The sequence below is a fragment of the Citrobacter sp. Awk 4 genome, from assembly GCF_028069725.1.
Lineage (GTDB): Bacteria > Pseudomonadota > Gammaproteobacteria > Enterobacterales > Enterobacteriaceae > Citrobacter_D.
In genome coordinates, this window is record NZ_JANEWG010000001.1 from 1 (window position 1) to 24,761 (window position 24,761).

The 24,761-nt window shown below is 52.1% G+C and carries 24 protein-coding genes; 8 read left to right on the forward strand and 16 right to left on the reverse strand.

The features are described from left to right. Nucleotides 1–217: 217 nt before the first annotated feature. Nucleotides 218–784, reverse strand: a complete 567-nt coding sequence (gmhB, locus tag NNO04_RS00005; protein WP_271442923.1) for a D-glycero-beta-D-manno-heptose 1,7-bisphosphate 7-phosphatase — start codon at nt 782–784, stop codon at nt 218–220. 187 nt (nt 785–971) lie between these two features. Here gmhB and metN point away from each other — a divergent pair, with 187 nt between their 5' ends. The 6 genes from metN (at nt 972) to proS (ending at nt 6,560) form a co-directional block, all read left to right on the forward strand. Next, nucleotides 972–2,003, forward strand: coding sequence for a methionine ABC transporter ATP-binding protein MetN (metN, locus tag NNO04_RS00010; protein WP_271442924.1), 1,032 nt, complete (start codon nt 972–974; stop codon nt 2,001–2,003). Beyond that, nucleotides 1,996–2,649, forward strand: coding sequence for a methionine ABC transporter permease MetI (locus NNO04_RS00015; protein WP_162381189.1), 654 nt, complete (start codon nt 1,996–1,998; stop codon nt 2,647–2,649). Before metN ends, NNO04_RS00015 begins: the two co-directional genes overlap by 8 nt. 39 nt (nt 2,650–2,688) lie before the next feature. Further along, nucleotides 2,689–3,504, forward strand: a complete 816-nt coding sequence (gene metQ / locus NNO04_RS00020; protein ID WP_271442925.1) for a methionine ABC transporter substrate-binding lipoprotein MetQ — start codon at nt 2,689–2,691, stop codon at nt 3,502–3,504. A gap of 118 nt (nt 3,505–3,622) precedes the next feature. Then, a complete protein-coding gene (rcsF, locus tag NNO04_RS00025; RefSeq protein WP_271442926.1) occupies nt 3,623–4,027 on the forward strand; it encodes an Rcs stress response system protein RcsF in 405 nt (134 codons plus the stop codon). Then, nucleotides 4,024–4,731 carry a tRNA (N6-threonylcarbamoyladenosine(37)-N6)-methyltransferase TrmO gene (tsaA, locus tag NNO04_RS00030; RefSeq protein WP_271442927.1) on the forward strand — a complete coding sequence of 236 codons (708 nt, stop codon included), beginning with the start codon at nt 4,024–4,026 and terminating at the stop codon, nt 4,729–4,731. Before rcsF ends, tsaA begins: the two co-directional genes overlap by 4 nt. 110 nt (nt 4,732–4,841) lie before the next feature. Continuing rightward, nucleotides 4,842–6,560 carry a proline--tRNA ligase gene (gene proS, locus NNO04_RS00035; RefSeq protein ID WP_271442928.1) on the forward strand — a complete coding sequence of 573 codons (1,719 nt, stop codon included), beginning with the start codon at nt 4,842–4,844 and terminating at the stop codon, nt 6,558–6,560. Between the two features lie 61 nt (nt 6,561–6,621). Here the strand turns inward: proS and nlpE are convergent, their stop codons facing one another. Genes nlpE through NNO04_RS00050 form a run of 3 tightly spaced genes read right to left on the reverse strand, consistent with a single transcriptional unit; the run spans nt 6,622 to nt 8,323 of the window. Continuing rightward, nucleotides 6,622–7,326 (reverse strand): envelope stress response activation lipoprotein NlpE, encoded by a 705-nt coding sequence (gene nlpE / locus NNO04_RS00040; RefSeq protein ID WP_271442929.1) that lies wholly within the window; start codon nt 7,324–7,326, stop codon nt 6,622–6,624. 32 nt (nt 7,327–7,358) lie between these two features. After that, on the reverse strand, nt 7,359–7,781 hold the full coding sequence (gene arfB, locus NNO04_RS00045; RefSeq protein ID WP_203358853.1) for an alternative ribosome rescue aminoacyl-tRNA hydrolase ArfB: 423 nt from the start codon (nt 7,779–7,781) through the stop codon (nt 7,359–7,361). Then, a complete protein-coding gene (locus NNO04_RS00050; protein ID WP_271442930.1) occupies nt 7,778–8,323 on the reverse strand; it encodes a YaeQ family protein in 546 nt (181 codons plus the stop codon). The genes arfB and NNO04_RS00050 overlap by 4 nt, the downstream gene beginning before the upstream one ends. A gap of 199 nt (nt 8,324–8,522) precedes the next feature. Between NNO04_RS00050 and NNO04_RS00055 the strand changes: the two genes are divergently transcribed. Both NNO04_RS00055 and rof read left to right on the forward strand, forming a co-directional pair. After that, on the forward strand, nt 8,523–8,723 hold the full coding sequence (locus NNO04_RS00055; RefSeq protein ID WP_271442931.1) for a YaeP family protein: 201 nt from the start codon (nt 8,523–8,525) through the stop codon (nt 8,721–8,723). Beyond that, nucleotides 8,710–8,970 (forward strand): Rho-binding antiterminator, encoded by a 261-nt coding sequence (gene rof / locus NNO04_RS00060; protein WP_162381175.1) that lies wholly within the window; start codon nt 8,710–8,712, stop codon nt 8,968–8,970. Before NNO04_RS00055 ends, rof begins: the two co-directional genes overlap by 14 nt. 91 nt (nt 8,971–9,061) lie before the next feature. Here the strand turns inward: rof and tilS are convergent, their stop codons facing one another. From tilS to bamA, 12 genes are all read right to left on the reverse strand, one after another. Further along, a complete protein-coding gene (gene tilS, locus NNO04_RS00065; protein WP_271442932.1) occupies nt 9,062–10,360 on the reverse strand; it encodes a tRNA lysidine(34) synthetase TilS in 1,299 nt (432 codons plus the stop codon). A 61-nt stretch (nt 10,361–10,421) separates the two neighbouring features. Next, nucleotides 10,422–10,811: a VOC family protein gene (locus NNO04_RS00070; protein ID WP_271442933.1), complete on the reverse strand. Its 390-nt coding sequence runs from the start codon at nt 10,809–10,811 to the stop codon at nt 10,422–10,424. A gap of 61 nt (nt 10,812–10,872) precedes the next feature. Beyond that, nucleotides 10,873–13,011 carry a lysine decarboxylase LdcC gene (gene ldcC / locus NNO04_RS00075; protein WP_271442934.1) on the reverse strand — a complete coding sequence of 713 codons (2,139 nt, stop codon included), beginning with the start codon at nt 13,009–13,011 and terminating at the stop codon, nt 10,873–10,875. 98 nt (nt 13,012–13,109) lie between these two features. Further along, nucleotides 13,110–14,069, reverse strand: a complete 960-nt coding sequence (accA, locus tag NNO04_RS00080; RefSeq protein WP_271442935.1) for an acetyl-CoA carboxylase carboxyl transferase subunit alpha — start codon at nt 14,067–14,069, stop codon at nt 13,110–13,112. A 12-nt stretch (nt 14,070–14,081) separates the two neighbouring features. Next, the gene (gene dnaE, locus NNO04_RS00085; protein WP_271442936.1) at nt 14,082–17,564 is read right to left on the reverse strand and encodes a DNA polymerase III subunit alpha; all 3,483 of its coding nucleotides are present in this window, start codon (nt 17,562–17,564) and stop codon (nt 14,082–14,084) included. A 36-nt stretch (nt 17,565–17,600) separates the two neighbouring features. Beyond that, complete coding sequence (gene rnhB, locus NNO04_RS00090; RefSeq protein ID WP_271442937.1) at nt 17,601–18,197, reverse strand: ribonuclease HII; 597 nt, start codon at nt 18,195–18,197, stop codon at nt 17,601–17,603. Next, nucleotides 18,194–19,342 carry a lipid-A-disaccharide synthase gene (gene lpxB, locus NNO04_RS00095; RefSeq protein ID WP_271442938.1) on the reverse strand — a complete coding sequence of 383 codons (1,149 nt, stop codon included), beginning with the start codon at nt 19,340–19,342 and terminating at the stop codon, nt 18,194–18,196. The genes rnhB and lpxB overlap by 4 nt, the downstream gene beginning before the upstream one ends. Continuing rightward, a complete protein-coding gene (gene lpxA, locus NNO04_RS00100) occupies nt 19,342–20,130 on the reverse strand; it encodes an acyl-ACP--UDP-N-acetylglucosamine O-acyltransferase (RefSeq protein ID WP_271442939.1) in 789 nt (262 codons plus the stop codon). The genes lpxB and lpxA overlap by 1 nt, the downstream gene beginning before the upstream one ends. Nucleotides 20,131–20,133: 3 nt before the next feature. Then, nucleotides 20,134–20,589, reverse strand: a complete 456-nt coding sequence (gene fabZ / locus NNO04_RS00105) for a 3-hydroxyacyl-ACP dehydratase FabZ (protein ID WP_003018528.1) — start codon at nt 20,587–20,589, stop codon at nt 20,134–20,136. 105 nt (nt 20,590–20,694) lie between these two features. Then, entirely contained in the window at nt 20,695–21,720 is a 1,026-nt protein-coding gene (lpxD, locus tag NNO04_RS00110; protein WP_271442940.1) for a UDP-3-O-(3-hydroxymyristoyl)glucosamine N-acyltransferase, read from the reverse strand. 3 nt (nt 21,721–21,723) lie between these two features. After that, the gene (skp, locus tag NNO04_RS00115) at nt 21,724–22,209 is read right to left on the reverse strand and encodes a molecular chaperone Skp (protein WP_162381157.1); all 486 of its coding nucleotides are present in this window, start codon (nt 22,207–22,209) and stop codon (nt 21,724–21,726) included. A gap of 122 nt (nt 22,210–22,331) precedes the next feature. Beyond that, the gene (gene bamA, locus NNO04_RS00120; RefSeq protein ID WP_271442941.1) at nt 22,332–24,761 is read right to left on the reverse strand and encodes an outer membrane protein assembly factor BamA; all 2,430 of its coding nucleotides are present in this window, start codon (nt 24,759–24,761) and stop codon (nt 22,332–22,334) included.

Here is a 24,761-nt window from a genome sequence, read left to right on the forward strand (position 1 = left end):
GCGCTTTAGCGCTCTGTCGCGAGGTGGCGTATATTACGCTTTCCTCTTTCAGAGTCAACCCTGATTTTCAGAATTTTTCTCTTCAACCGGACCGGCTGTTTGTGTGAAGTGATTCACATCCGCCGTGTCGATGGAGGCGCATTATAGGGAGTTATTTCGGGCTGACAAGTCAAAAATAGAAAAAAAATGCCAACCGTTCATCTTTTCACCACAATGCCTATTTTTGCTGCTTTTTGATGGCCTGAGGCAGATCTGCAAGGCTATTTATCACCCAATCTGCTGCATTTTCCGCTTCAGGGGTGACAGGTTTACCTGTACGCACCAAAACTTTTGTCCCTACATTGGCTGCAGCCGCTGCCTGCATGTCTTCTACTTTATCGCCGACCATATAAGAAGCAGCCATATCGATGTGCAGGAAATCGCGAGCGGAGATAAACATGCCGGGATGCGGTTTACGGCAGTCGCAGACATGGCGGAACTCTTCCACACTCCCCTGCGGGTGATGTGGGCAATAATAGATACCGTCCAGTTCAACATCCCGATCGGCCAGAGACCAATCCATCCATTCAGTCAACGTTTCAAACTGCGCTTCGGTAAACTTACCGCGTGCAATACCCGACTGGTTGGTGACAACCACAAGCGCATAACCCATCTTCTTAAGTTCACGCATTGCATCGATTACGCCATCGATAAACTCAAACTCATCTATTTCATGCACGTAACCATGATCCACATTGATTGTGCCATCGCGGTCAAGAAAAATTGCAGGTACTGATTTTGCCACCGGTTTGCTCCTGAATAAGATATATGCCGCTAGTATCGCATGTTTCCGCACGCAAGAAAGTGCTCATCGTCGAAAGCTGGATTGATTTAGACGTCTGGATGCCTTAACATCCATCTTGTTGACGGCTTCGACCATATCAGGCAGACGAAAATGCCACGGCTAACTTAATTACGATAATAAATAATCAATGATTAAACTTTCGAATATCACCAAAGTGTTCCAACAGGGGACTCGCACCATTCAGGCTCTGAATAATGTCAGCCTGCATGTCCCTGCCGGGCAAATTTATGGCGTTATTGGCGCCTCCGGTGCGGGTAAAAGTACCTTAATTCGCTGTGTAAACCTGCTTGAGCGTCCAACCGAAGGCAGCGTGCAGGTTGGCGACCAGGAACTGACAACGTTGTCAGAATCTGAGCTGACAAAATCCCGTCGCCAGATAGGCATGATTTTCCAGCATTTTAACCTGTTATCTTCACGTACCGTATTTGGTAACGTCGCTTTGCCGCTAGAACTGGACAACACGCCTAAAGACGAGATTAAACGTCGCGTGTCAGAACTGTTAGACCTGGTTGGACTCAGTGATAAACATGACAGCTACCCAGCCAATCTCTCAGGTGGTCAAAAGCAACGTGTCGCGATTGCCCGTGCCCTGGCCAGCAATCCGAAAGTCTTGCTGTGCGATGAAGCCACCAGCGCCCTGGATCCGGCGACGACGCGCTCCATTCTGGAGTTATTAAAAGACATTAACCGTCGTCTCGGTCTGACGATTCTGCTTATTACGCATGAAATGGACGTGGTTAAGCGTATCTGTGATTGCGTTGCAGTGATCAGTAACGGCGAGCTGATTGAACAGGACACGGTAAGCGAAGTGTTTTCACACCCGAAAACCCCGCTGGCGCAGAAATTTATTCAATCCACCCTGCATCTGGATATTCCAGAAGATTATCTGGAACGATTAAAACCCGAGCCGCATGCAGACAGCGTCCCAATGCTACGCATGGAATTTACCGGTCAGTCGGTTGATGCTCCGCTGCTCTCAGAGACAGCGCGCCGCTTCAATGTGAATAACAACATTATTAGCGCGCAGATGGATTACGCAGGAGGCGTGAAGTTCGGCATCATGCTGACGGAAATGCACGGCACACAAGAAGAAACGCAAGCCGCCATTGCCTGGCTGCAACAACACCATGTAAAAGTAGAGGTTCTGGGTTATGTCTGAGGCGATGATATGGCTGCTGGCGCGTGGCGTCTGGGAAACGCTGGCGATGACCTTTGTGTCCGGCTTTTTTGGTTTTGTCATTGGACTGCCTGTAGGCGTGCTGCTGTACGTCACGCGTCCAGGGCAAATTATTGAGAACGCAAAGCTCTACCGTACGCTTTCGGCGTTGGTCAATATTTTCCGTTCTATTCCTTTCATTATCTTATTAGTGTGGATGATTCCATTCACAAGAATGATTGTAGGCACATCAATCGGTCTGCAGGCGGCCATTGTACCGCTGACGGTTGGAGCCGCGCCGTTTATTGCGCGTATGGTAGAAAACGCCCTGCTGGAAATCCCTGCCGGGCTTATCGAAGCATCCCGGGCGATGGGGGCCACACCGCTGCAGATCGTGCGTAAAGTGCTCCTGCCAGAAGCATTGCCGGGTCTGGTGAACGCAGCGACCATTACGCTCATTACGCTGGTCGGTTACTCGGCGATGGGCGGTGCCGTCGGCGCTGGCGGGTTAGGCCAAATTGGCTATCAGTACGGTTACATCGGATACAATGCGACCGTGATGAATACGGTGCTGGTATTACTCGTCGTTCTGGTTTATTTAATTCAGTTATCCGGCGATCGCATCGTTCGGGCAGTGACGCACAAATAACAGTAAACACAACACAAATAACTCATTAAGGAAATAAGCATGGCGTTCAAATTCAAAACCTTTGCGGCAGTTGGAGCCTTGATCGGTTCTCTGGCACTTGTGGGTTGCGGCCAGGATGAAAAAGATCCGAACCACATCAAAGTGGGCGTGATTGTCGGCGCGGAACAACAGGTTGCTGAAGTTGCCCAGAAAGTGGCAAAAGAAAATTACGGTCTGGATGTTGAACTGGTCACGTTCAATGATTACGTTCTACCAAACGAAGCATTGAGCAAAGGCGATATCGATGCTAACGCGTTCCAGCACAAACCTTATCTGGATCAGCAGATCAAAGATCGTGGCTACAAACTGGTGGCAGTAGGCAATACGTTCGTTTACCCGATTGCAGGCTACTCCAAAAAAATCAAATCGCTGGATGAGCTACAGGAAGGTTCACAGGTCGCTATCCCCAATGACCCGACTAACCTTGGTCGTTCCCTGCTGCTGCTGCAAAAAGTGGGCTTGATCAAGCTGAAAGATGGCGTTGGCCTGTTGCCGACGGCGCTGGACGTTATCGAAAACCCGAAAAACCTGAAACTGGTTGAGCTGGAAGCGCCGCAACTGCCGCGTTCTCTGGACGATGCACAGATTGCACTGGCAGTGATCAATACGACCTACGCAAGCCAGATTAACCTGACCCCGGCAAAAGACGGTATCTTTGTTGAAGACAAGGACTCCCCATACGTTAACCTGGTCGTCACCCGCGAAGATAACAAAGATGCTGAAAACGTGAAGAAATTCGTTCAGGCTTACCAGTCTGACGAAGTCTACGAAGCCGCAAATAAAGTCTTCAATGGCGGCGCGGTTAAAGGCTGGTAATTTTTAGGCTGTTTGCACAATCTGTAATATTATTCGGGACGGGCGAAAGCCCGTCTTGTCATTTATGCAGGCAACTGATTCAATATCTGACGATTAGATCATTCATTGAGGAAATATTATGCGTGCTTTACCGATCTGTTTAGTAGCACTCATGCTGAGCGGCTGTTCTATGTTAAGCAGATCCCCTGTTGAACCCGTTCAAAGCACCGCAACCCCGCCTAAAGCGGAGCCGCAAAAACCAAAAGCACCGCGCGCGACACCGGTCAGAATTATTACCAACGCTGAAGATTTAGTGGGTAAACCGTTCCGCGATCTTGGCGAAGTCAGCGGAGAATCCTGCCAGGCATCGAATCAGGACTCCCCTCCGAGCATTCCAACCGCGCGCAAACGCATGCAGATTAACGCATCTAAAATGAAAGCTAATGCGGTACTGCAGCACAGCTGCGAAGTCACCAGCGGTACACCAGGCTGCTACCGTCAGGCGGTTTGTATTGGTTCGGCCCTGAACATTTCGTCTAAATGAGCCATTTTCAGTTCGAGCAAATAGGCGTTATCCGCTCTCCTTACAAAGAAAAGTTCGCTGTTCCGCGCCAGCCGGGTCTGGTGAAAAGCGCCAGCGGCGAACTGCATTTGCTCGCACCCTATAACCAGGCCGATTCTGTTCGCGGCCTGGAAGCGTTTAGTCATTTGTGGGTGATTTTTGTCTTTCATCAGACAATGGAAGGTGGATGGCGCCCTACGGTGCGGCCACCTCGTCTGGGCGGCAACGCCAGAATGGGCGTTTTCGCCACGCGTTCCACTTTTCGTCCGAATCCCATCGGGATGTCGCTGGTCGAGCTAAAAGAAATTCATTGCCAGAAAGACAACGTCATTCTGAAATTAGGCAGTCTGGATCTGGTGGACGGGACGCCAGTCATCGATATTAAGCCCTACCTGCCGTTTGCTGAGGCGCTGCCGGATGCCACGGCCAGCTATGCGCAACATGCGCCAATAGCCGAAATGGAAGTCAGCTTTACGACCGAGATTGAGCAGCAACTTCTGTCGCACGAAAAACGTTATCCACAATTGAAAACGTTTATTCGTGAAGTGCTGTCGCAGGACCCTCGCCCTGCCTATCGTAAGGGTGAAGAGACAGGTAAAACCTACGCCGTGTGGCTACACGAATTCAACGTGCGCTGGCGCGTCACTGAAGAGGGTTTTGAAGTCTTTGCGCTGGAACCACGGTAATTTCGCGGCCTTCTCTTTTGACATCCCTTTCTCGCTGGTAAACTAAATCACTTTTTTTGTGTCAGGCTCGCGTTGAGCCTGTTCGATCGTCCAACTGGAACCGTAACAACATGCGTACTAGCCAATACCTGCTCTCCACTCTGAAGGAGACACCTGCCGACGCCGAGGTTATCAGCCACCAGCTGATGCTGCGCGCCGGGATGATCCGCAAGCTGGCCTCCGGGTTATACACCTGGCTGCCGACCGGCGTGCGCGTCCTGAAAAAAGTCGAAAATATCGTGCGTGAAGAGATGAACAACGCCGGTGCCATCGAGGTGTTAATGCCGGTCGTTCAGCCATCTGAACTGTGGCAAGAGAGTGGTCGTTGGGAACAGTATGGCCCGGAACTGCTGCGTATTGCAGACCGTGGCGATCGTCCGTTCGTACTCGGCCCGACTCACGAAGAAGTGATCACCGACCTGATTCGTAACGAACTCAGCTCTTACAAGCAGTTGCCGCTGAACTTCTACCAGATCCAGACCAAATTCCGCGACGAAGTTCGCCCGCGTTTCGGTGTAATGCGTTCCCGCGAATTCCTGATGAAAGATGCTTACTCTTTCCATACTTCTCAGGAATCCCTGCAGGAAACCTACGACGCCATGTACGCGGCTTACAGCAAAATCTTCAGCCGTATGGGGCTGGATTTCCGTGCTGTGCAGGCTGACACCGGTTCTATCGGCGGTAGCGCATCCCACGAATTCCAGGTGCTGGCGCAGAGTGGTGAAGATGATGTGATCTTCTCTGACTCTTCTGACTACGCAGCAAACATCGAATTTGCTGAAGCCGTCGCGCCGAAAGAACCACGTGCTGCAGCAACTCAGGAGATGACGCTGGTTGATACGCCGAACGCGAAAACCATCGCCGAGCTGGTTGAACAGTTCAATTTGCCGATCGAGAAAACCGTGAAAACCCTGCTGGTGAAAGCAGTGGAAGGAAGCGCTTACCCGCTGGTTGCGCTGCTGGTTCGTGGCGATCACGAACTGAACGAAGTAAAAGCAGAAAAACTGCCGCAGGTTGCCAGCCCGCTGACCTTCGCGACCGAAGAAGAAATTCGCGCCGTAGTGAAAGCAGGCCCGGGTTCTCTCGGTCCGGTGAACATGCCGATTCCGATGGTTATTGACCGTACCGTAGCGGCGATGAGCGACTTCGGCGCGGGCGCGAACATCGACGGTAAACACTACTTCGGTATCAACTGGGATCGCGACGTGGCAACCCCGGAAGTTGCGGACATCCGTAACGTGGTTGCTGGCGATCCAAGCCCGGACGGTAAAGGTACGCTGCTGATTAAGCGCGGTATCGAAGTCGGTCACATCTTCCAGTTGGGTACTAAGTACTCTGAAGCAATGAAAGCGGCCGTACAGGGCGAAGATGGTCGTAACCAGATCCTGACCATGGGTTGCTACGGTATCGGGGTTACTCGCGTTGTGGCGGCGGCCATTGAGCAGAACTACGACGAGCGCGGCATCGTATGGCCTGACGCCATCGCCCCGTTCCAGGTTGCGATTCTGCCGATGAACATGCACAAATCCTACCGCGTGCAGGAGCTGGCCGAGAAGCTGTATGCAGAGCTGCGTGCGCAAGGTATCGAAGTGCTGATGGATGACCGTAAAGAGCGTCCGGGCGTGATGTTCGCCGACATGGAGCTGATTGGTATTCCGCACACCATCGTGCTGGGCGACCGTAACCTCGACAATGACGATATCGAATATAAATATCGTCGTAACGGCGAGAAGCAGCTGATCAAAACCGGTGATATTCTTAACTATCTGGTGAAAGCCATTAAAGGTTAAGTCATGAAAAACCCCGCAAGTGCGGGGTTTTTTTATATCGTTCTTCGCAAAGATCCGCGCGTTATTTACTGGCGCAATCCTGACCCGGAATAAATTTCATCGTTTTATCCGCCATCAGTGTTTTTACCTTCTCGCCCGTATCCGGATTGGCTTCCAGCGTAAAGTGACCTTCAACGGTCAGCAGAACAGGTTTGCCCGTTTCTCCACGCGCCGACAAATAGTCTCGTTCCAGTTGGGCATTGTTCGCTACCGGCATACGTTTTCCGGTTGCACAATCAGTAAAGGTCGCCGCATCCGCCATATAGAAATACATGCCGCGCATTGGCATTGGCGTTACCGGCAGGCTGGCAGATACAGACTCTAGTGTGTAGTTGAACTGCGACTCAATTGGATTACCTTCACGATCGAGCATCTCCAGGGCATCGCCTTTCGCGCGATAGTAAGACTTCTCGCCTTTACTGTCCGTCAGCACCAGTTTATCCGCAGTACGCGCCCATGTGCCGTATGAAGCGAATGACGAAGGCTCTTTGCGTACGCCCTGATAGCGTTCGTTCATCACCCATGTTCCGTCTTTATCGAGAAACAGAGACGTTTCAATACCTTCGCAATCCGCACAGGGCAATACACCGCGCCAGCTTTGCTGCATTGGTTTTAATTCTGCCGCCTGCGCGGGCTGTAACGCCTCCACGTCGTGACGATTATTACACCCCATTAATGAAAAGAGTGTACAGGCTGCCACGACGGACAAAATCGCTGTTTTCACCATGAATTCCTTATAAAAATTTTCAATCTCGCCCGTCAATCCTGAGAATGGCGAACTTTACCGCGTAGCGCCTTCACTGAAGACTTCTGCGCCTTCGACGATAACCGACGCTCCTTTGCGGCGCGCCCGGGTCGCGTCGCCAGACGGCTTTTCTGTACTGCGGTTAATTCTTTTATAACTGCCACTAACCGGGCAATTGCGGCTTCCCGGTTTAGCTCCTGGCTGCGGTATTCCTGCGCCTTGATAATAATGACACCCTCCTGACTAATCAGGTGGTGACTGGCGCTTAACAGACGTTCCTTATAATACTCTGGCAGCCCGGAGGCCCGAATGTCAAAACGCAAATGGATAGCCGTCGACGTCTTATTGACATGCTGCCCACCCGCTCCCTGAGCGCGAATCGCCGTAATCTCCAGCTCATTGTCAGGAATAGAGACATTTCGGGAGATAACGATCATGAAGCCTGTTGCCACGCAGCCAGATGAATTTCCAGATTATTCTGAGCATCCGACAGCCAGATAGCGCCATCTTGTATGGTCGCCTGCAATGTCATGGTACGACCGGCAAAATCACTCAGCTGCGCCAGTTGCTCATCATCCAAATACCACACGGACAAATTAGAGAACTGCGCGCATTTACTCTGATTTTGTTGCCACCAGATTTGTGCCGCGCGGCTGTTGTAGGCAAACAATGCGACCTGGGCGGCCTGAGTACAAGCTTTCTTAACACGGCGCTCATCGGGGAGTCCAAGCTCAATCCACAGATCAACACCGAGGTGATCGTTACGCAGCCACGCCTCAGGCTCATCTTCAGCACTCAGCCCGCGCGTAAACTGTAGCCGTTCGTCGGCATATTTAATCCACGCCAACAAGCGCAACATCATGCGCTCCTGCGTTTCAGAGGGGTGACGCGCCAGCGTTAATGTCGCATCAAGAAACTGGTTGCGATCCAGATCCGCCACATTGACAACAGCTTTATAAATTGTCGCTTTAAGCGCCATGAGAGAGCTCCTTTCGAATCAGGCGCACATTGTAACGAAATTGGCGCCAAAAGGCTGTTAACGGATGCCTGATGTCTCCTCTATCAAGACGCTGATATTGCTTGAATGAGTATGGTATAGTCACCTTGCTAAACAGAGTTTATCTTCGTAGGCTTAGACTTGCATCCACGGTTAAGTCAGAATGCTGACAGGAGGGCATGTGGAACAATATTGTGAGTTAATACGCAAGCGGTACGCGGAAATCGCCAGCGGAGACTTAGGGTATATCCCGGATGCGCTGGGTTGCGTATTGAAAGTGCTTAATGAAGTGGCGGAAGACAGCGCCATTTCAGAGTCGGTCAGGGAAAAGGCGGCCTATGCTGCCGCGAACTTACTGGTGAGCGATTATGTCAATGAATGAAACATATCAACCCATCAATTGCGATGACTACGACAATCTCGAGCTCGCCTGCCAGCATCATTTAATACTGACGCTGACGCTGAAAGATGGCGAAGTTATGCAGGCAAAAGCCAACGATCTGGTCTCTCGTAAAAATGTGGAATACCTGATTGCAGACGTCTCAGGCGAAACGCGTGAGCTACGTCTCGACAAAATTTCCAGCTTCAGCCACCCACAAATTGGAACCGTGGTGGTCAGCGAATCCTGAATATGTGTTGCCGGATGGCGGTGCAAGCACCTTATCCGGCCTACTCTCCATGCGATATGTAGGCCTGTTAAGCGCAGCGTCATCCGGCATTTCAGATACTCTTATCCCACACCAATTTCACACCCGATTCATCCTCTGCAAGCCCCTCAGGCGTCACAAATACTCCAGCAGCCGCAATCAGCGTTTCGCCGTAAAACAGCATCGGCGTTGTATCCCGTCTCCAGGAAGGGACGCCCAGCTCCTGCCAGATTTTCTTCAACTTGCGTCCACCGTTACGTCCCACAATGTGCAGTAATCCAGATGCTTTAAAACGGATACTGACAGGCTCGTCGGCACGTGGAGTTCGTAGTTCACCACCAGTCACCAGGTGTACTGTTCCAAGTCCGGCGGGCAATTCCAGCGGCGTTTGCCAGGACAACCAGCGCAGAACCGTATCGCTTTGCCCGGTAATGGATTTAATCCACCACAGTTGCGACTGATAACGGCGGATTTCATACTCGCCAAAACGCAAACACGGGGACGCATCCTCGCGCGCCAGCGCCACTTCCTGCCAGATGCGCTCCAGCCCGTCACGCGATGGCATCGGCGCATTCTGCGCCGCCAGCCAACGACGTAATATTGCCGCACGCCGGGCATCGCTCATCGCCATGAGCGGCTCCAGCTGAAGCGAGCCTTGTGGCGTGATGCAGTCTGCTACCTCATCAGCTAACAATTCATCCAGCAGGCTCTCCTGCTCTGCGCACAACGCCGCGCTACGGGCTGTCGCTCCGGCGAAGTGCGGCCAGCGCTGTTGCAGGAGCGGGATAATACGCAGCCGTAAAAAATTACGATCGTAGGTATCATCCTGATTACTTTCATCTTCAATCCAGCGTAGCTCGTATGCTTGCGCCCACTGTTCAAGCGAGCCACGCGTTTCCATCAACAGCGGGCGAAGAAGAGATGAACCTGCAAACGACGAACGTTCCCCCATCGACGAAAGACCTGCCGGGCCGCTGCCGCGCTTAAGCGCCAGCAGAAAAGTTTCGCACTGGTCGTCGAGGTGTTGGGCGGTTACCAGTACTTCACCAGGCTGTAATGTCCGGGCAAAAGCGTTATATCGCGCGCGGCGGGCCTGCGCCTCAATCCCCAGCCCCTCATCCTGAAGCTGGACGCGCTCGACCACCAGCGGCACCTGCCATTGCTGACAAATCGCTTCACAGTGTGCCACCCAACTGTCGGCATGGGGACTGAGTCCATGATGAACATGAATCGCGCGCAGAGTGAGGTCTGGGGTCTGTTGTCGCCACAGCACCAGTTGATGCAGGAGCACGGTGGAATCCAGACCACCGCTAAAAGCCACCAGAATCTGGCGGCTGGTCAGGAGTGAAGTGTTCAGGGTGAGTGTCGTCATGATGCTTATTTACTGTGGCGTTGCCCGGCACGTTACCGGGCAGAAGCCATAATGACAAGTCTTACTGCTCGTACAACTCAAGCGGCAACCCGTCAGGATCATTAAAAAAGGTGAAACGTTTGTGGGTAAACGGATCAATACGCACTGGCTCGCATTTCACGCCGTTTTCTTCCAGATGCGCAATGGCCTTTTCCACATCATCCACGCTAAAGGCAAGATGACGCAAGCCACAGGCTTCTGGCCGACTGGGGCGCGCTGGCGGGAAGGGAAACGAAAACAGCTCAATGACATACTGCCCGTTTAACGCCAGGTCACCTTTCCAGGAGTCACGTTCCTCTCTGTACGCTTCGCTCATCAGCGTAAAGCCCAGCACATCGCAATAAAATGCCTTACTGGCGGCGTAGTTTGTCGCGATGATCGCAATATGGTGAACCTGTTTTAATCCCAGCATAACGTCTCCTTTAGACATGTTATCAGCACGTTACCCGTCAAACGCTGGCGAAAGCAAGCGGTTAGACCGTTTTTAGGACTCTCACACGGTATACCCCATCGTCATCCTGCTTCGCACCATGAATATCCGTTTCAAACCCGGGATAATGGTGGCCAATAGAACACAGCATTAACAGAAAATCGAGCACTGCCCGACTCTCTTCGGTGATCATTTCACCCGGCATCAGCAGCGGTACTCCGGGTGGATAAGGCAATACCATATTGGCCGAAATACGCCCCACCAGTTGATCAATTGCGATGGTTTCGACTTCACCTTTGATCTGCCTCTGCCAGGCTTCGTGAGGCGTCATTTTCATTTCAGGCAATGTATCGAACGCCCGCAACATCAGGCCAGAAAGATCGTGCTGACGGATCAGTTTATGGATCCCTTGAGCCAGATCCTGAATCCGCATATTTCGATAAAAATCGGGATCTTCCGCGTACAGATCCGGCAGCATATTTTTAACGCGAAGATTAAGATCGTAGGATCGTTTGAACTCCGTCAGACCACGCAACAATCCCATCGCCCGCGTTTTATCAATACCGATGCTAAAGAGGAACAGCAGGTTATACGGCCCTGTTTTCTCAACGACCACACCACGTTCATCGAGAAATTTCGCCACCAGCGCCGCAGGTATCCCTTCCTCGCTCATAACGCCCTGCTCGTCCATCCCCGGCGTCAGAATCGTGACTTTGACCGGGTCGAGGAACATGTGATCGCTATCGGCATCGGAAAATCCATGCCACGATTCCCCTGGCGCGACAGGCCAGCACTGCGCGTCATCAACCTCTTCCGGCTGCCAGATATCAAAGAACCAGCTGTCCGACTCCTCCCGCAGCCGCTGTACCTCTTTACGGAAATGGAGCGCTCGTTCCACCGAGCGATTAATTAATCGCTTGCCAGGGTTGCCGCGCAGCATTGCCGCCGCTGTTTCAATTGATGCCACAATGGGATAGCTGGGTGAGGTTGAAGTGTGCATCATAAACGCTTCGTTGAAGGTGTCCTCATCGTACTCACCTTTAATATGGATGAGGGATGCCTGGGATAATGCCGCCAACATTTTGTGCGTAGATTGCGTTTCGAAAATCACTTTCCCTGCCACCCGCTCGCCGCTCATTCCGCTTTTCCCCTGATAGATCGGATGAAAATGGGTGTACGGCACCCAGGCAGAGTCAAAATGAATCGAAGGCACCTCCAGCGTTTGCTTGATCCAGTTCGTGTTATAGAGCAGGCCGTCGTAGGTCGAGTTGGTAATGACCGCATGCACCGGCCACTGCGCCCGTGCCGTTTCTGCCACTTTGCGTTCAATGTTCGTGCGAGAAAACTCGCGCCGGGGGATCCCACCGAGGATGCCGAGCGCATTTCGCGTGGGTTTCAACCAAATCGGGACCACGTCGCTCATCATCAGCAAGTGGGCGAGGGATTTATGGCAGTTACGATCGATAAGCAACGTACTGCCTGCCGGAGCCGCATACATCCCGACAATTTTATTCGACGTCGAGGTTCCGTTCGTCACCATGTAACTCTGTTCAGCCCCAAATGTGCGGGCAATATATTCTTCGGCTTCCAGATGCGGACCCGTATGGTCCAGCAAAGAGCCTAATTCAGTAACAGAGATAGAGACGTCGGCTTTCAGCGTATTGCCACCGAAAAAATCATAGAACAGGCAACCTACAGGACTCTTTTGATATGCCGTCCCCGCCATATGGCCTGGCGTACAAAAGGTGTACTTCCCCTCTTTCACATACGTAAACAGCGCCCTGGTAAACGGTGGCGTGATGTTTTCCAGATATTCGTTAGTGTACTGACGAATGCGCGTTGCAATATCATCGGACTGACCGAGCGCGTACTCAAAAAACCACAGCGCCATACGCATATCCTGCGCACTGACATCCATGGTTGAGTGCGTATTAATAAACGCGTAAAGGGGAAGATATTCGTTCAGTTGATTTATATCGCTACACAGTTCGAGACTGTACTCATCCCAGTCAAAAATCACGCCGCAGATCCGTGGGTTGTGTTCGATAAATTTGAGCAGGTCAACGCTATTTTGTGGCCAGATAATCTGGAATCCCTGTGATTGCAGGGAGTGTTCAAGTTCCTTGATGGGCTCGTCTTTATAAAAAACCCCGTGCGGTCCCATTATGGCAATGATATTCATGCGTTCCTCCTGGAAAATCCTTATCTCATCATAGCCTGGTCAAACCGCAGGTAAAAAAAAGGGCCACAAAAAGTGGCCCTTTTCAGAAAAGTAGCGAATTACGCGTAGCCGTAGCTCATCAGACGCTGATAACGACGGTTTTTCAAATCTTCTTTGCTCAACACATCGAGATCGGCCAAATCAGACAACAATTGCGCTTTCAAAGAAGCCGCCATTGTTTCCGGGTTGCGATGCGCGCCGCCCAGCGGTTCTGGAATGATAGAATCAATCAGCTTCAGCTCTTTCAGACGCGGGGCGATGATGCCCATTGCTTCTGCGGCCAGCGGCGCTTTGTCTGCACTCTTCCAGAGGATAGAGGCGCAACCTTCCGGAGAGATAACGGAATACGTGCTGTACTGCAGCATGTTAACCTTATCACCCACACCAATCGCCAGTGCGCCGCCGGAACCACCTTCACCGATAACGGTGCAGACAACCGGGACGCTCAGACGTGACATTTCACGCAGGTTGCGGGCAATGGCTTCGGACTGACCGCGCTCTTCCGCACCAACGCCAGGGTAGGCACCAGGGGTGTCGATGAAGGTAATGATCGGCATGTTAAAACGCTCGGCCATTTCCATCAGACGCAGCGCTTTACGATAACCTTCCGGCGCTGGCATACCAAAGTTACGACGGATTTTTTCTTTGGTCTCACGGCCTTTCTGATGACCAATGATCATCACCGGACGACCTTCCAGACGTGCGATGCCACCAACGATAGCTTTATCGTCTGCATAAGCGCGATCGCCCGCCAGTTCGTCAAATTCATCAAACGCCAGGCGGACATAATCCAGGGTATATGGACGCTGTGGATGGCGTGCCAGTTGGGCCACCTGCCATGCGCCAAGATCGGCGAAGATTTTGCGCGTCAGCTCTACGCTTTTTTCGCGCAGACGATGGACTTCTTCATCGATGTTAATATCCAGTTTCTCATCCTGACGGCTCACCGCAGTCAGAGAATCGATTTTCGCTTCCAGCTCTGCAATCGGCTGTTCAAAATCAAGGAAATTCAGACTCATAGTATTCCTGTATTAGTCAAACTCCAGTTCCACCTGCTCCGAACCAATGAGGCCACGGAGATCGTTTAGCAAACGATCGCTCGGAGAGACACGCCACGACGCGCCAAAGCGCAACCGCGCACGTGCATCCGTCCTCTGATAGTAGAGATGTACTGGAATTGTCCCCGAGCGGTGGGGTTCCAGAGACTGACGGAGTCGGTTTAAAAGCTGGTCATCAATTTGCCTGTCCGTCAGCGAGATAGCAAGCCCGCGAGCATATTTTTCCCGGGCTTCGTCAATATCCATCACTTCGCGGGCGGTCATTTTAAGCCCCCCGCTGAAGTCATCAAAGCTGACCTGTCCGCTGACGATAAGTATGCGGTCTTTTTCCAGCAATTGCTGGTATTTATCCAGAGCATCGGTAAACAACATCACTTCCAGACGTCCGGAACGGTCATCCAGGGTACAGATGCCGATACGATTGCCGCGCTTGGTGACCATAACCCTTGCGGCAATGACGAGCCCCGCAGCCGTGGTGACTTTACCACGTTCTGTCGGATGCATGTCTTTCAGCCTGTAGCCTCCGACATAGCGCTCAATTTCTTTTAAATACTGATTGATGGGGTGTCCCGTCAGGTACAGACCTAACGTTTCTCGCTCCCCATCCAACACCACCTGTTCCGGCCATGGCTGGCAGCTGGCATAAGATTGCTCAATTTGCTCCGGCTCTTCAGCCAGAACACCAAACATATCCGCCTGGCCGATAGCTTCTGCTTTCGCGTGCTGATCGGCGGCTTTCAGGGCATCGCCCAATGCGTTCATCAGTGCGGCGCGATGCGGCCCAAGGCGGTCAAACGCCCCGGACATGATCAGCTTTTCCAGCACCCGGCGATTAAGCTTTTTAGTGTCCGTACGTGCGCACAGATCAAACAGCTCTCGGAAATAGCCGCCTTCATTACGCGCTTCAATAATAGCTTCAATCGGGCCTTCACCCACGCCTTTAATCGCGCCGATACCGTAAACAATCTCGCCATCATCATTGACGTGGAAATGATACAGTCCGGAGTTGATATCTGGCGGCAGGATCTTCAGCCCCATGCGCCAGCACTCATCCACTAGGCCAACTACCTTCTCGGTGTTGTCCATATCGGCGGTCATTACCGCGGCCATAAACTCAGCCGGATAGTGCGCTTTCAGCCACAGCGTTTGGTACGACACCAGGGCATAAGCGGCGGAGTGAGATTTGTTAAACCCGTAACCGGCGAATTTCTCCACCAGGTCAAAGATTTTCATCGCCAGTTCGCCGTCGACGCCGCGTTTTTTCGCACCCTCTTCAAAGGTACCGCGCTGCTTGGCCATCTCTTCCGGCTTTTTCTTACCCATCGCACGACGCAGCATATCTGCGCCGCCGAGCGTATAGCCGGAGAGTTCCTGGGCAATCTGCATGACCTGTTCCTGGTACAGGATAATGCCGTAGGTTGGCTCCAGAACCGGTTTTAGGCATTCATGCTGCCATTGAACATCCGGATAGGAAATCTCTTCGCGGCCGTGTTTACGGTCGATAAAGTTATCTACCATTCCTGATTGCAACGGACCAGGACGGAACAGCGCCACCAGCGCGATCATATCTTCGAAGCAGTCGGGCTGCAGACGTTTGATCAGGTCTTTCATGCCGCGGGATTCAAGCTGGAAGACCGCAGTGGTCTCCGAACGCTGCAGCATGTCGAAGCTTTTTTTGTCGTCTAACGGAATCGCGGCGATATCCAACGGCGGTTCGCCGTTTTTCTCACGGCGGGCGTTGATCATCTCCAGCGCCCAGTTAATGATAGTGAGCGTACGCAGGCCAAGAAAGTCGAACTTCACCAGCCCGGCATATTCCACGTCGTTTTTATCAAACTGGGTGACCGGATGTAGCCCCTGTTCATCACAATAAAGCGGTGCAAAATCGGTAATTTTGGTTGGCGCGATCACCACACCACCGGCGTGTTTACCGGCGTTACGGGTGACACCTTCCAGCTTACGCGCCATATCAATTAGCGCTTTAACCTCTTCATCTGCTTCGTAAATTTCCGGCAGTTGCGGTTCTGCTTCAAACGCTTTTGCCAGTGTCATGCCCGGATCGGGAGGCACCAGCTTAGAAATTCGGTCCACAAAGCCGTACGGATGCCCCAGCACGCGGCCGACGTCACGGATTACCGCTTTTGCCGCCATCGTACCGAAAGTAATGATCTGCGATACCGCATCGCGACCATACATATCCGCCACGTGCTCAATCACCTGGTCGCGTTTCTCCATACAGAAGTCAACGTCGAAGTCAGGCATGGAGACGCGTTCCGGGTTAAGGAAACGTTCAAAAAGCAGGTCAAATTCCAGCGGATCAAGGTCGGTAATTTTTAACGCGTAAGCGACCAGCGAACCGGCGCCAGAACCACGCCCCGGGCCTACCGGCACGCCGTTATCTTTCGACCACTGGATAAACTCCATCACGATCAGGAAGTACCCCGGGAATCCCATCTGGTTAATCACCTGAAGTTCAATATCCAGGCGTTCGTCATAGGGCGGGCGCTTCTCATTACGCTGGGCTTCGTCCGGGAATAAAAACGCCAGACGCTCTTCCAGCCCCTCTTTCGATTTTTTGACCAGATAATCTTCGGTGGTCATGTCTCCGGTCGGAAACTGCGGCAGGAAATATTCGCCCAGACGTACTGTGACGTTACACCGTTTGGCGATCTCAACAGTATTTTCCAGCGCTTCCGGGATGTCGGCAAAAAGCTCGCACATCTCCTCTTCGCTGCGCATATATTGCTGTGGCGAATAGTTACGTGGACGCTTTGGATCGTCAAGGGTAAAGCCATCGTGGATGGCGACGCGAATTTCATGCGCATCAAAATCGCCCGTTTCGAGAAAACGGACGTCGTTGGTCGCCACGACCGGCAAGCCGCGCGTTTCAGCCAGTTCTACCGCCGCATGCAGGTACGTCTCTTCATCCGGTCTGCCGGTGCGAATCAGCTCAAGGAAGTAGCGATCGGGAAAATGTTCTTCGTAAAACGCGACGCACTCGTCAACCAGCGCGCTGTTACCGCGCAGCAGGCAACGTCCTACATCACCCATCCGCCCGCCGGAAAGCAGGATCAATCCCTCTTTTAATTCGACCAGCCAGTCACGATCGATAATCGGCCCGGCGGCGCCATAACCGCGCTGGTACGCTTTAGAGATCAATAACGTCAGATTCTGATAACCGGTATTGTTCGCCGCCAGTACCGTCAGTTGGGTGAGCTCATCGCCCAACTGCTCGCTCTGAACGTGAAAATCGGCGCCGACGATAGGTTTTATCCCCGCGCCGTGGCCCGCTCCGTAGAACTTCACCAGACCGCAAAGGTTAGTGAAATCGGTGATCGCCAGCGCAGGCATGCCCAACGCGGCCGCCTTTTTCACCAGCGGTCCGGTTTTCGCCAGCCCATCGATCATAGAGTAGTCGCTGTGCACCCGCAGGTGAACGAAACGTGGTTCAGACATCTTTAGATTCCGGTTTACTTATTCTCGACGCAAGAATCAGGACGCAAGTCCCAGTGCACGTTTGACAGGAGCAAAGCTGCGTCGGTGATGCTCCGTCGCACCATGTTCAGCAAGCGCCTCCAGATGAAAAGCGGTTGGATAACCCTTATGTTGCGCAAAGCCATATTGGGGAAATACGGCGTCCAGCGCGGTCATCTCAGCATCTCGCGTCACTTTTGCCAGAATGGATGCGGCACTGATCTCCGCCACCCGGCTATCGCCTTTCACCACCGCCATAGAAGGCACCGGCAGCGCCGGACAACGATTACCGTCTATCAGCACGTATTCCGGCGCAATATGCAGGCCCGCAACGGCTTGCTGCATCGCCAGCATGGTCGCGTGTAAAATATTCAGCTCATCGATCTCATGCGGCTCCGCACGTCCCAGGCTCCAGCTTAACGCTTTTTCTTTAATTTCGTCATACAGCGCCAGGCGGCGCTTTTCTGAAAGCTTTTTTGAGTCGTTGAGTCCCACAATTGGGCGAGCTGGATCAAGAATGACTGCCGCGGTAACGACTGCTCCGACCAAAGGTCCGCGCCCGACTTCATCCACTCCGGCCACTAAATGGGTATGCGGATAAACAAATTCAATCATCGTGCTAACTCCAGAACTGCATCCGCCGCCTGCTCATCGGCATTGCAACGGATCTGCTGATGCAGTGCGCGGAATGTGTCGTGCATTGCATGGCTGGTTTTACCGTTTGCCAACAGGGGCAATAATACTTCCGCCAACGCATTCGGCTCACACTCTTCCTGCAACAGCTCTTTGACTAACTCTCTTCCTGCCAGCAGGTTAGGCAGCGAAACATAGTCGGTTTTTACCAGTCGTTTCGCTAACCAGAACGTGAAGGGCTTCATACGATAGCCCACCACCATCGGACATTTCGCCAGCATACACTCCAGCGCTGCCGTACCGGAAGCCAGCAGGGCTGCATCGCTTGCCACCATGGCTTCACGCCCCATTCCATCAAGCAAATGGACAGCGAGCTCAGGCGCCACTTCAGCTTTGATTCGCTCGAACTGCTCGCGACGTTTGGCATTGACCAACGGCACCACAACTTCAAGATCGGGATAGTGCTGTCGCAACAGTTGCGCAGTTTTCAGGAAGTCAGCGCTGAGCATTTCAACTTCAGCGCCACGGCTGCCGGGCAACAATGCGAGGCAATGGGCATCATGAGAGATCCCCAGCACATCGCGCGCCGCATTTTTATCCGGGTCCAGCGGCATGGCATCCGCCATCGTGTGACCAATAAAACGGCACGGGACATTAAATTTGTCGTAAAACGCTTTTTCGAAAGGCAGAAATGCCAACACCATATGGGTGGATCTGCCTATTTTGAAAACGCGTTTCTGTCGCCACGCCCAGACGGACGGACTGACGTAATGAATGGTTTTGATACCCTGCTTTTTGAGGTTGCCCTCAAGAGTGATGTTAAAATCCGGGGCATCAATGCCAACAAAGACATCCGGCTGCAGTTCGGTAAAACGCTTCGTGAGATCGGCACGAATATGCAGTAAGCGACGTAAGCGTCCGAGCACTTCAACAATGCCCATCACCGCCAGCTCTTCCATTTCGTACCAGGCTTCGCAGCCTTCGGCCTGCATGCGTGGACCGGCAACCCCCACAAAACGGGCGTTGGGAACACGTAATTTGAGAGCACGGATTAAACCTGCACCAAGAATATCGCCGGAGGTTTCTCCGGCGACCAGGGCAATCGTTAAAGGGCGCTGTTCAGCCATTAACGAATCAGACCGCGTGTTGAGCGGGCAAAGAAATCACTGAATAGCTGAACTTCTGGGTACTGCTGCGCCAGTTCGGCGATTTCCGGTTTAGCTTCTTCCAGCGTTTTGCCACTACGGTACAACGCTTTATAGGCGTTGCGGATAGCAGTGATCGCTTCGCGGGTGAAACCGCGGCGCTTTAGCCCTTCGATGTTGACGCCAAACGGCGTCGCGTGGTTGCCCTGAGCAATAACATACGGCGGAACGTCCTGAGCAACGCCAGAACAACCGCCAACCATCACGTGCGCACCGATAATGCAGAACTGGTGCACCGCGGTCATGCCGCCAATGATGACAAAATCATCGAGCGAAACATGCCCCGCAAGAGTGGCGTTATTGGCCAGAATACAGCGGTTACCTATCGTACAATCGTGCGCCACGTGGGCATTGATCATCAGTAAGTTATCGCTACCCACCTTCGTCAACCCACCGCCCTGCACTGTGCCACGATGAATGGTGACGCTTTCGCGAATGCGGTTACGATCGCCAATTTCCACACGGGTCGGTTCACCCGCATATTTCAGATCCTGGTTAACTTCACCGATAGAGGCGAACTGATAAATCTCATTATCGCGACCAATTTTAGTATGGCCATTCACAACAACGTGAGACTTCAGTACGGTACCCTCACCAATTTCTACATGGGGTCCAACAAGACAAAAAGGGCCAATGTGAGCGTTAGCGCCAATAGAGGCGCCCTCTTCCACAATGGCGGTAGGATGAATAAAGGCGGATTTATCAATCACGTATCAGGCCTCCCGGCTACGGGCACACATCATAGTTGCTTCGCAAACGACTTTACCGTCAACCAGAGCAACCCCTTTGAAGCGGGTCAGGCCACGGCGTGTTTTCTCGAAAGTGACTTCCATGATCATCTGATCGCCTGGCACGACAGGACGCTTAAAGCGCGCTTCGTCAATACCCGCGAAGTAATACAGTTCACCTGGCTCCAGTTTTCCTACGCTTTTAAAGGCGAGAATACCTGTTGCCTGAGCCATCGCTTCCAGAATCAGCACGCCCGGAAAAATCGGTTTGCCAGGGAAATGCCCCTGGAAAAACGGCTCGTTTACGGAGACATTCTTCACTGCGCGCAGAAAACGACCTTCTTCAAAATCCAGCACACGATCAACCAGCAAAAACGGAAAACGGTGCGGCAGAAGTTCTAAAATCTCTTCAATATGCAGAGTATGAGTGTTAGTAGTCAAAATACTCTTCCTGTCTAAATATACTAAAAGGCAATAATAACACGGCCTGCCGCAATCGAAAGAATGCCGACAGGCCGGAAAGTTTGGCACGCAAAAGATGAAGCGTTAGTCCTGCTGATTAACCTTGCGCTCAATTGCTTTGAGACGCTTGCTCATATCATCAATGTTCATCACCAGCGCAGCGGTTTTACGCCATACTTTATTAGGTTGCAACGGAATGCCTGAGGAATAGACGCCAGGTTCAGTGATAGGACGCATCACCATACCCATGCCAGTCACCGTGACTTTGTCGCATATTTCCATATGCCCGTTGATCACACTGGCGCCGCCAATCATGCAGTAACGGCCAATCTTCAGGCTGCCCGCCATAATGACGCCACCGGCAACCGCCGTATTGTCGCCAATCACGACGTTATGTGCAATCTGGCACTGATTATCAATAATCACACCATTACCGATAATTGTATCGTCAAGCGCACCACGATCGATAGTTGTACAAGCGCCGATCTCCACGCGATCACCGATAATAACGCGACCAAGTTGCGGGATCTTCACCCAATTACCACGATCGTTGGCGTAGCCAAAACCGTCTGCACCCACAACCGTACTGGATTGGATCAGACAATTTTCACCAATCTGAATGTCGTGGTAGATCGTCACATTCGCCCACAAGCGTGAACCTGCGCCGATTTTTGTATTCTTTCCAACGAAGCAACCCGGACCGATAACCACGTTATCGCCGAGCGTTACGCCAGATTCGATCACCGCGTTTGCACCTACGGAGACATTGCTACCCAGCGTCGCCGTCGCATCAATCACTGCACTGGGGGCAATGTTTTGCGCTGGCTGCGGCGTGGTATCTAAAATTTGTGCCATTCGCGCATACGTCAGGTAGGGATTCTTCACTACCAGGGCGGCACTCTTAGCAAAAGGAAGATCATCCTGCGTCATCACGACGGCAGAAGCCTGACATAAGGCCAGATGCTCACGGTACTTAGGATTTACCATGAACGTGATATTACCTGTTTGCGCAGATTGCATGGACGCAACGCCGGTGATGACGATATCGCCATCACCGTGTAATTCTGCATCCAACTGCTCTGCTAAATCAGCCAGTCGAATTGAAGGCATTACTTATTTAACCTGTTTCAGTACGTCAGCGGTGATATCTTTCACTTCGCTGCTGTTGTAAGCAACGGTGTTAGCATCAACGACCAGATCGATATCCTGGCTGTTAGCGACGGATTTCACAGCAGTCTGGATACGGGTAACCAGTTTGCCACGCTCTTCGTTGGAACGGCGCGCACGATCCTGCTCAAAAGCCTGTGCTTTCTGAGCAAAAGTCTGGCGCTGAGCCATTACTTCTTTTTCCAGCTTAGTGCGATCACTGCCAGCTTTCATGGATTGCAGACGTTGCATTTTAGATTGCAGATCGGATTCCATGCGCTGCAGTTCGCTGGCGCGGCCTTTGAACTCATTTTCCAGCGTGCTGGAAACACCCGTCTTCTGCGCAACCTGCTGGAACAGACTACCCATGTTGACGATTGCAATTTTGTCAGCAGCCTGTGCGGACGTAACCATCGCTAAACCGAGACCTGCAGCTAATAACCACTTTTTCACAATAAACTCCTTACCATCCCATTTGCACCCGAAGGTACAGCTCTTTGCGTGGCCAGGCGACCCTTAATGGGATCGCCAAAAGTCATCGCTACACAACACTTACATTCCTTTGCGAAGAACAGTTACCAGGTTTTACCAATGTTAAACTGGAACTGCTCTTTTTTGTCTCCATCGTAATCCTTGAACGGCTGGGCATAGGAGAAGACCAACGGCCCCAATGGGGACATCCATTGTAATGCGATACCTGCAGACATACGGATATTGCTTGGATCGCTGTAGTCCGGATAACCGGCATACTTGCTGGAATCCCAGTTAGTATCCCACACGGTACCCATATCCCAGAAGAACGAGGTACGGACCGAGTTGGCGTATTTTTCACTAATAAACGGCGTTGGGGTAATGAACTCCAGGCTGGCGACAGCCATCGCGTTACCGCCCACTGCATCATCAGATTCGCACGGCGCTGTGTTAGTGCTTGCGCACTCGTTTTCGAAATCATCGTCACCGTCATGACGACTGTTCGCAGGTAAATACAGTGCCTTCGGACCAATGGTATTGGACTGGAAACCACGCACGGTGCTTGAACCACCCGCATAGAAGTTCTCATAGAACGGCATTTCTTTGCCGCCTAAGCCATCACCATAGCCCCAACGGGTACGACCCAGAACCACCCATTTGTGATCATCATCAATCGGCACATAGGTCGCCGTATCCAATGTCGCTTTGTAGTATTCGTTGTCAGAGCCCGGAATGGTCACTTTACCGTTCAGGTTGATACGCGACCCTTCCGTCGGGAAGTACCCACGGTCAAGTTTGTTATACGTCCAACCATAGTTGAAGGTGAAGTCATCTGCAGTAAAACTGTTGTTATCATTCGTCGGGTCTGGATTTTCCCCCATCGAATCAAGATAACGCCACATCGCTACCTGAGGCTGCATGTTAGACAGTTTGTTATGCACATAACCTAAACCTGCACGCAACGTGTTGTATTCGTTGATTGGGAAGCCCAGAGTCACGTCCGTACCATAACTTTTGTTGGTATAGTCGGACAGATCGGCATCATCAGCTTCAAAGTCGTTATAGAAGACACGACCACCGAGACTAACGCCATCAACGGTAAAGTACGGGTTCGTTACAGACAACTCAGTATAGGTTTGATAGTCGTTTTTGGTACCGTTAATCCCAACGGAATAACCTGTACCCAACCAGTTGTCCTGCTGAACGCCGGCCTGGAAGCTAACGCCGCTTTCCGTACCGTAACCAATACCGAAGTTGAAGCTACCGGTGTTACGTTCTTTGACCTTATACACCACATCAACCTGATCCGGGCTGCCCGGAACGCGCTGTGTATCGGTGTCGACGGTTTCAAAGTAACCCAGACGGTTCAGACGCTCTTTACCCTGATCGACCAGATCGCTGCCTAACCATGCCCCTTCCATCTGACGCATTTCACGGCGCAAAACGGAATCTTTGGAGGTATCGTTACCTTCAAAACGGATCTTACGCACATAGAAACGGTTACCCGCATCCACGTTCACACGTAATTTTACGGTTTTGTCAGCATCGTTAATTTCAGGTTGCGACTGTACACGCGGATAGGCATAACCATAGCGACCCAGAAGCTTCTTGATATCATCTTCCATTTTGGTCACTTTGGTGCCGTTATAGAGTTCGCCCGGCTCGATCTTCGTCAGACTCTCAATTTCAGCTGAATGCCCTGCCAGGTTACCGCTCACCTCAACACCCGAAAGCTTGTACTGATCGCCTTCAGTGATGTTAACCGTGATGTAGATCCCTTTCTTGTCCGGGGTCAGACTTACTTGCGTAGAGTCGATGTTGAAACGCGCGTAACCGCGATCCAGATAGTAGCTGCGCAGCGTTTCGAGGTCGCCCGCCAGTTTCTGTTTCTGGTACTTACGATCGCCCACGACGTTCCACCACGGTACTTCATCCCGCAGTTGGAAGTGAGAAATGAGTTCGTCAGTGCTGAAGGCATGGTTACCGACGATATTGATCTGTTGGATCTTCGCCGATACGCCTTCCTGGAACACCAGTTTGAGGTCAACACGGTTACGCGGCAACGGTGTGACAACCGCTTTCACGCTGGCACTGTATTTACCGACGCTGTAGTAGAAGTCTTCCAGGCCTTTTTCGATATCAGCCAGAGTGGTGCGATCCAGAGATTCACCAACACGCACACCAGACGCCTCGAGGTTTTGCTTAAGCATTTCTTCTTTCACCGATTTGTTACCGGAGAAAGTAATACTGGCAATCGTCGGACGTTCTTTTACCTGAACCAGAAGGGTATCACCGTCACGCAGGACACGGACATCCTCAAAGTTACCAGTGGCAAACAGAGCGCGAATGGTATTACTGATATCTTCATCATTAACCGTGTCGCCTGTGCGCACCGGCATACTGAGGAGGGCCGCACCAACAGCGACTCGCTGCAGGCCTTCGAAATGAATGTCCTTCACTACGAACCCTTCAGCACCGTATACGGTGGCGCTGCTAAACAGCAGCGACGCTATGAGCAACTTTTTCATCGCCAT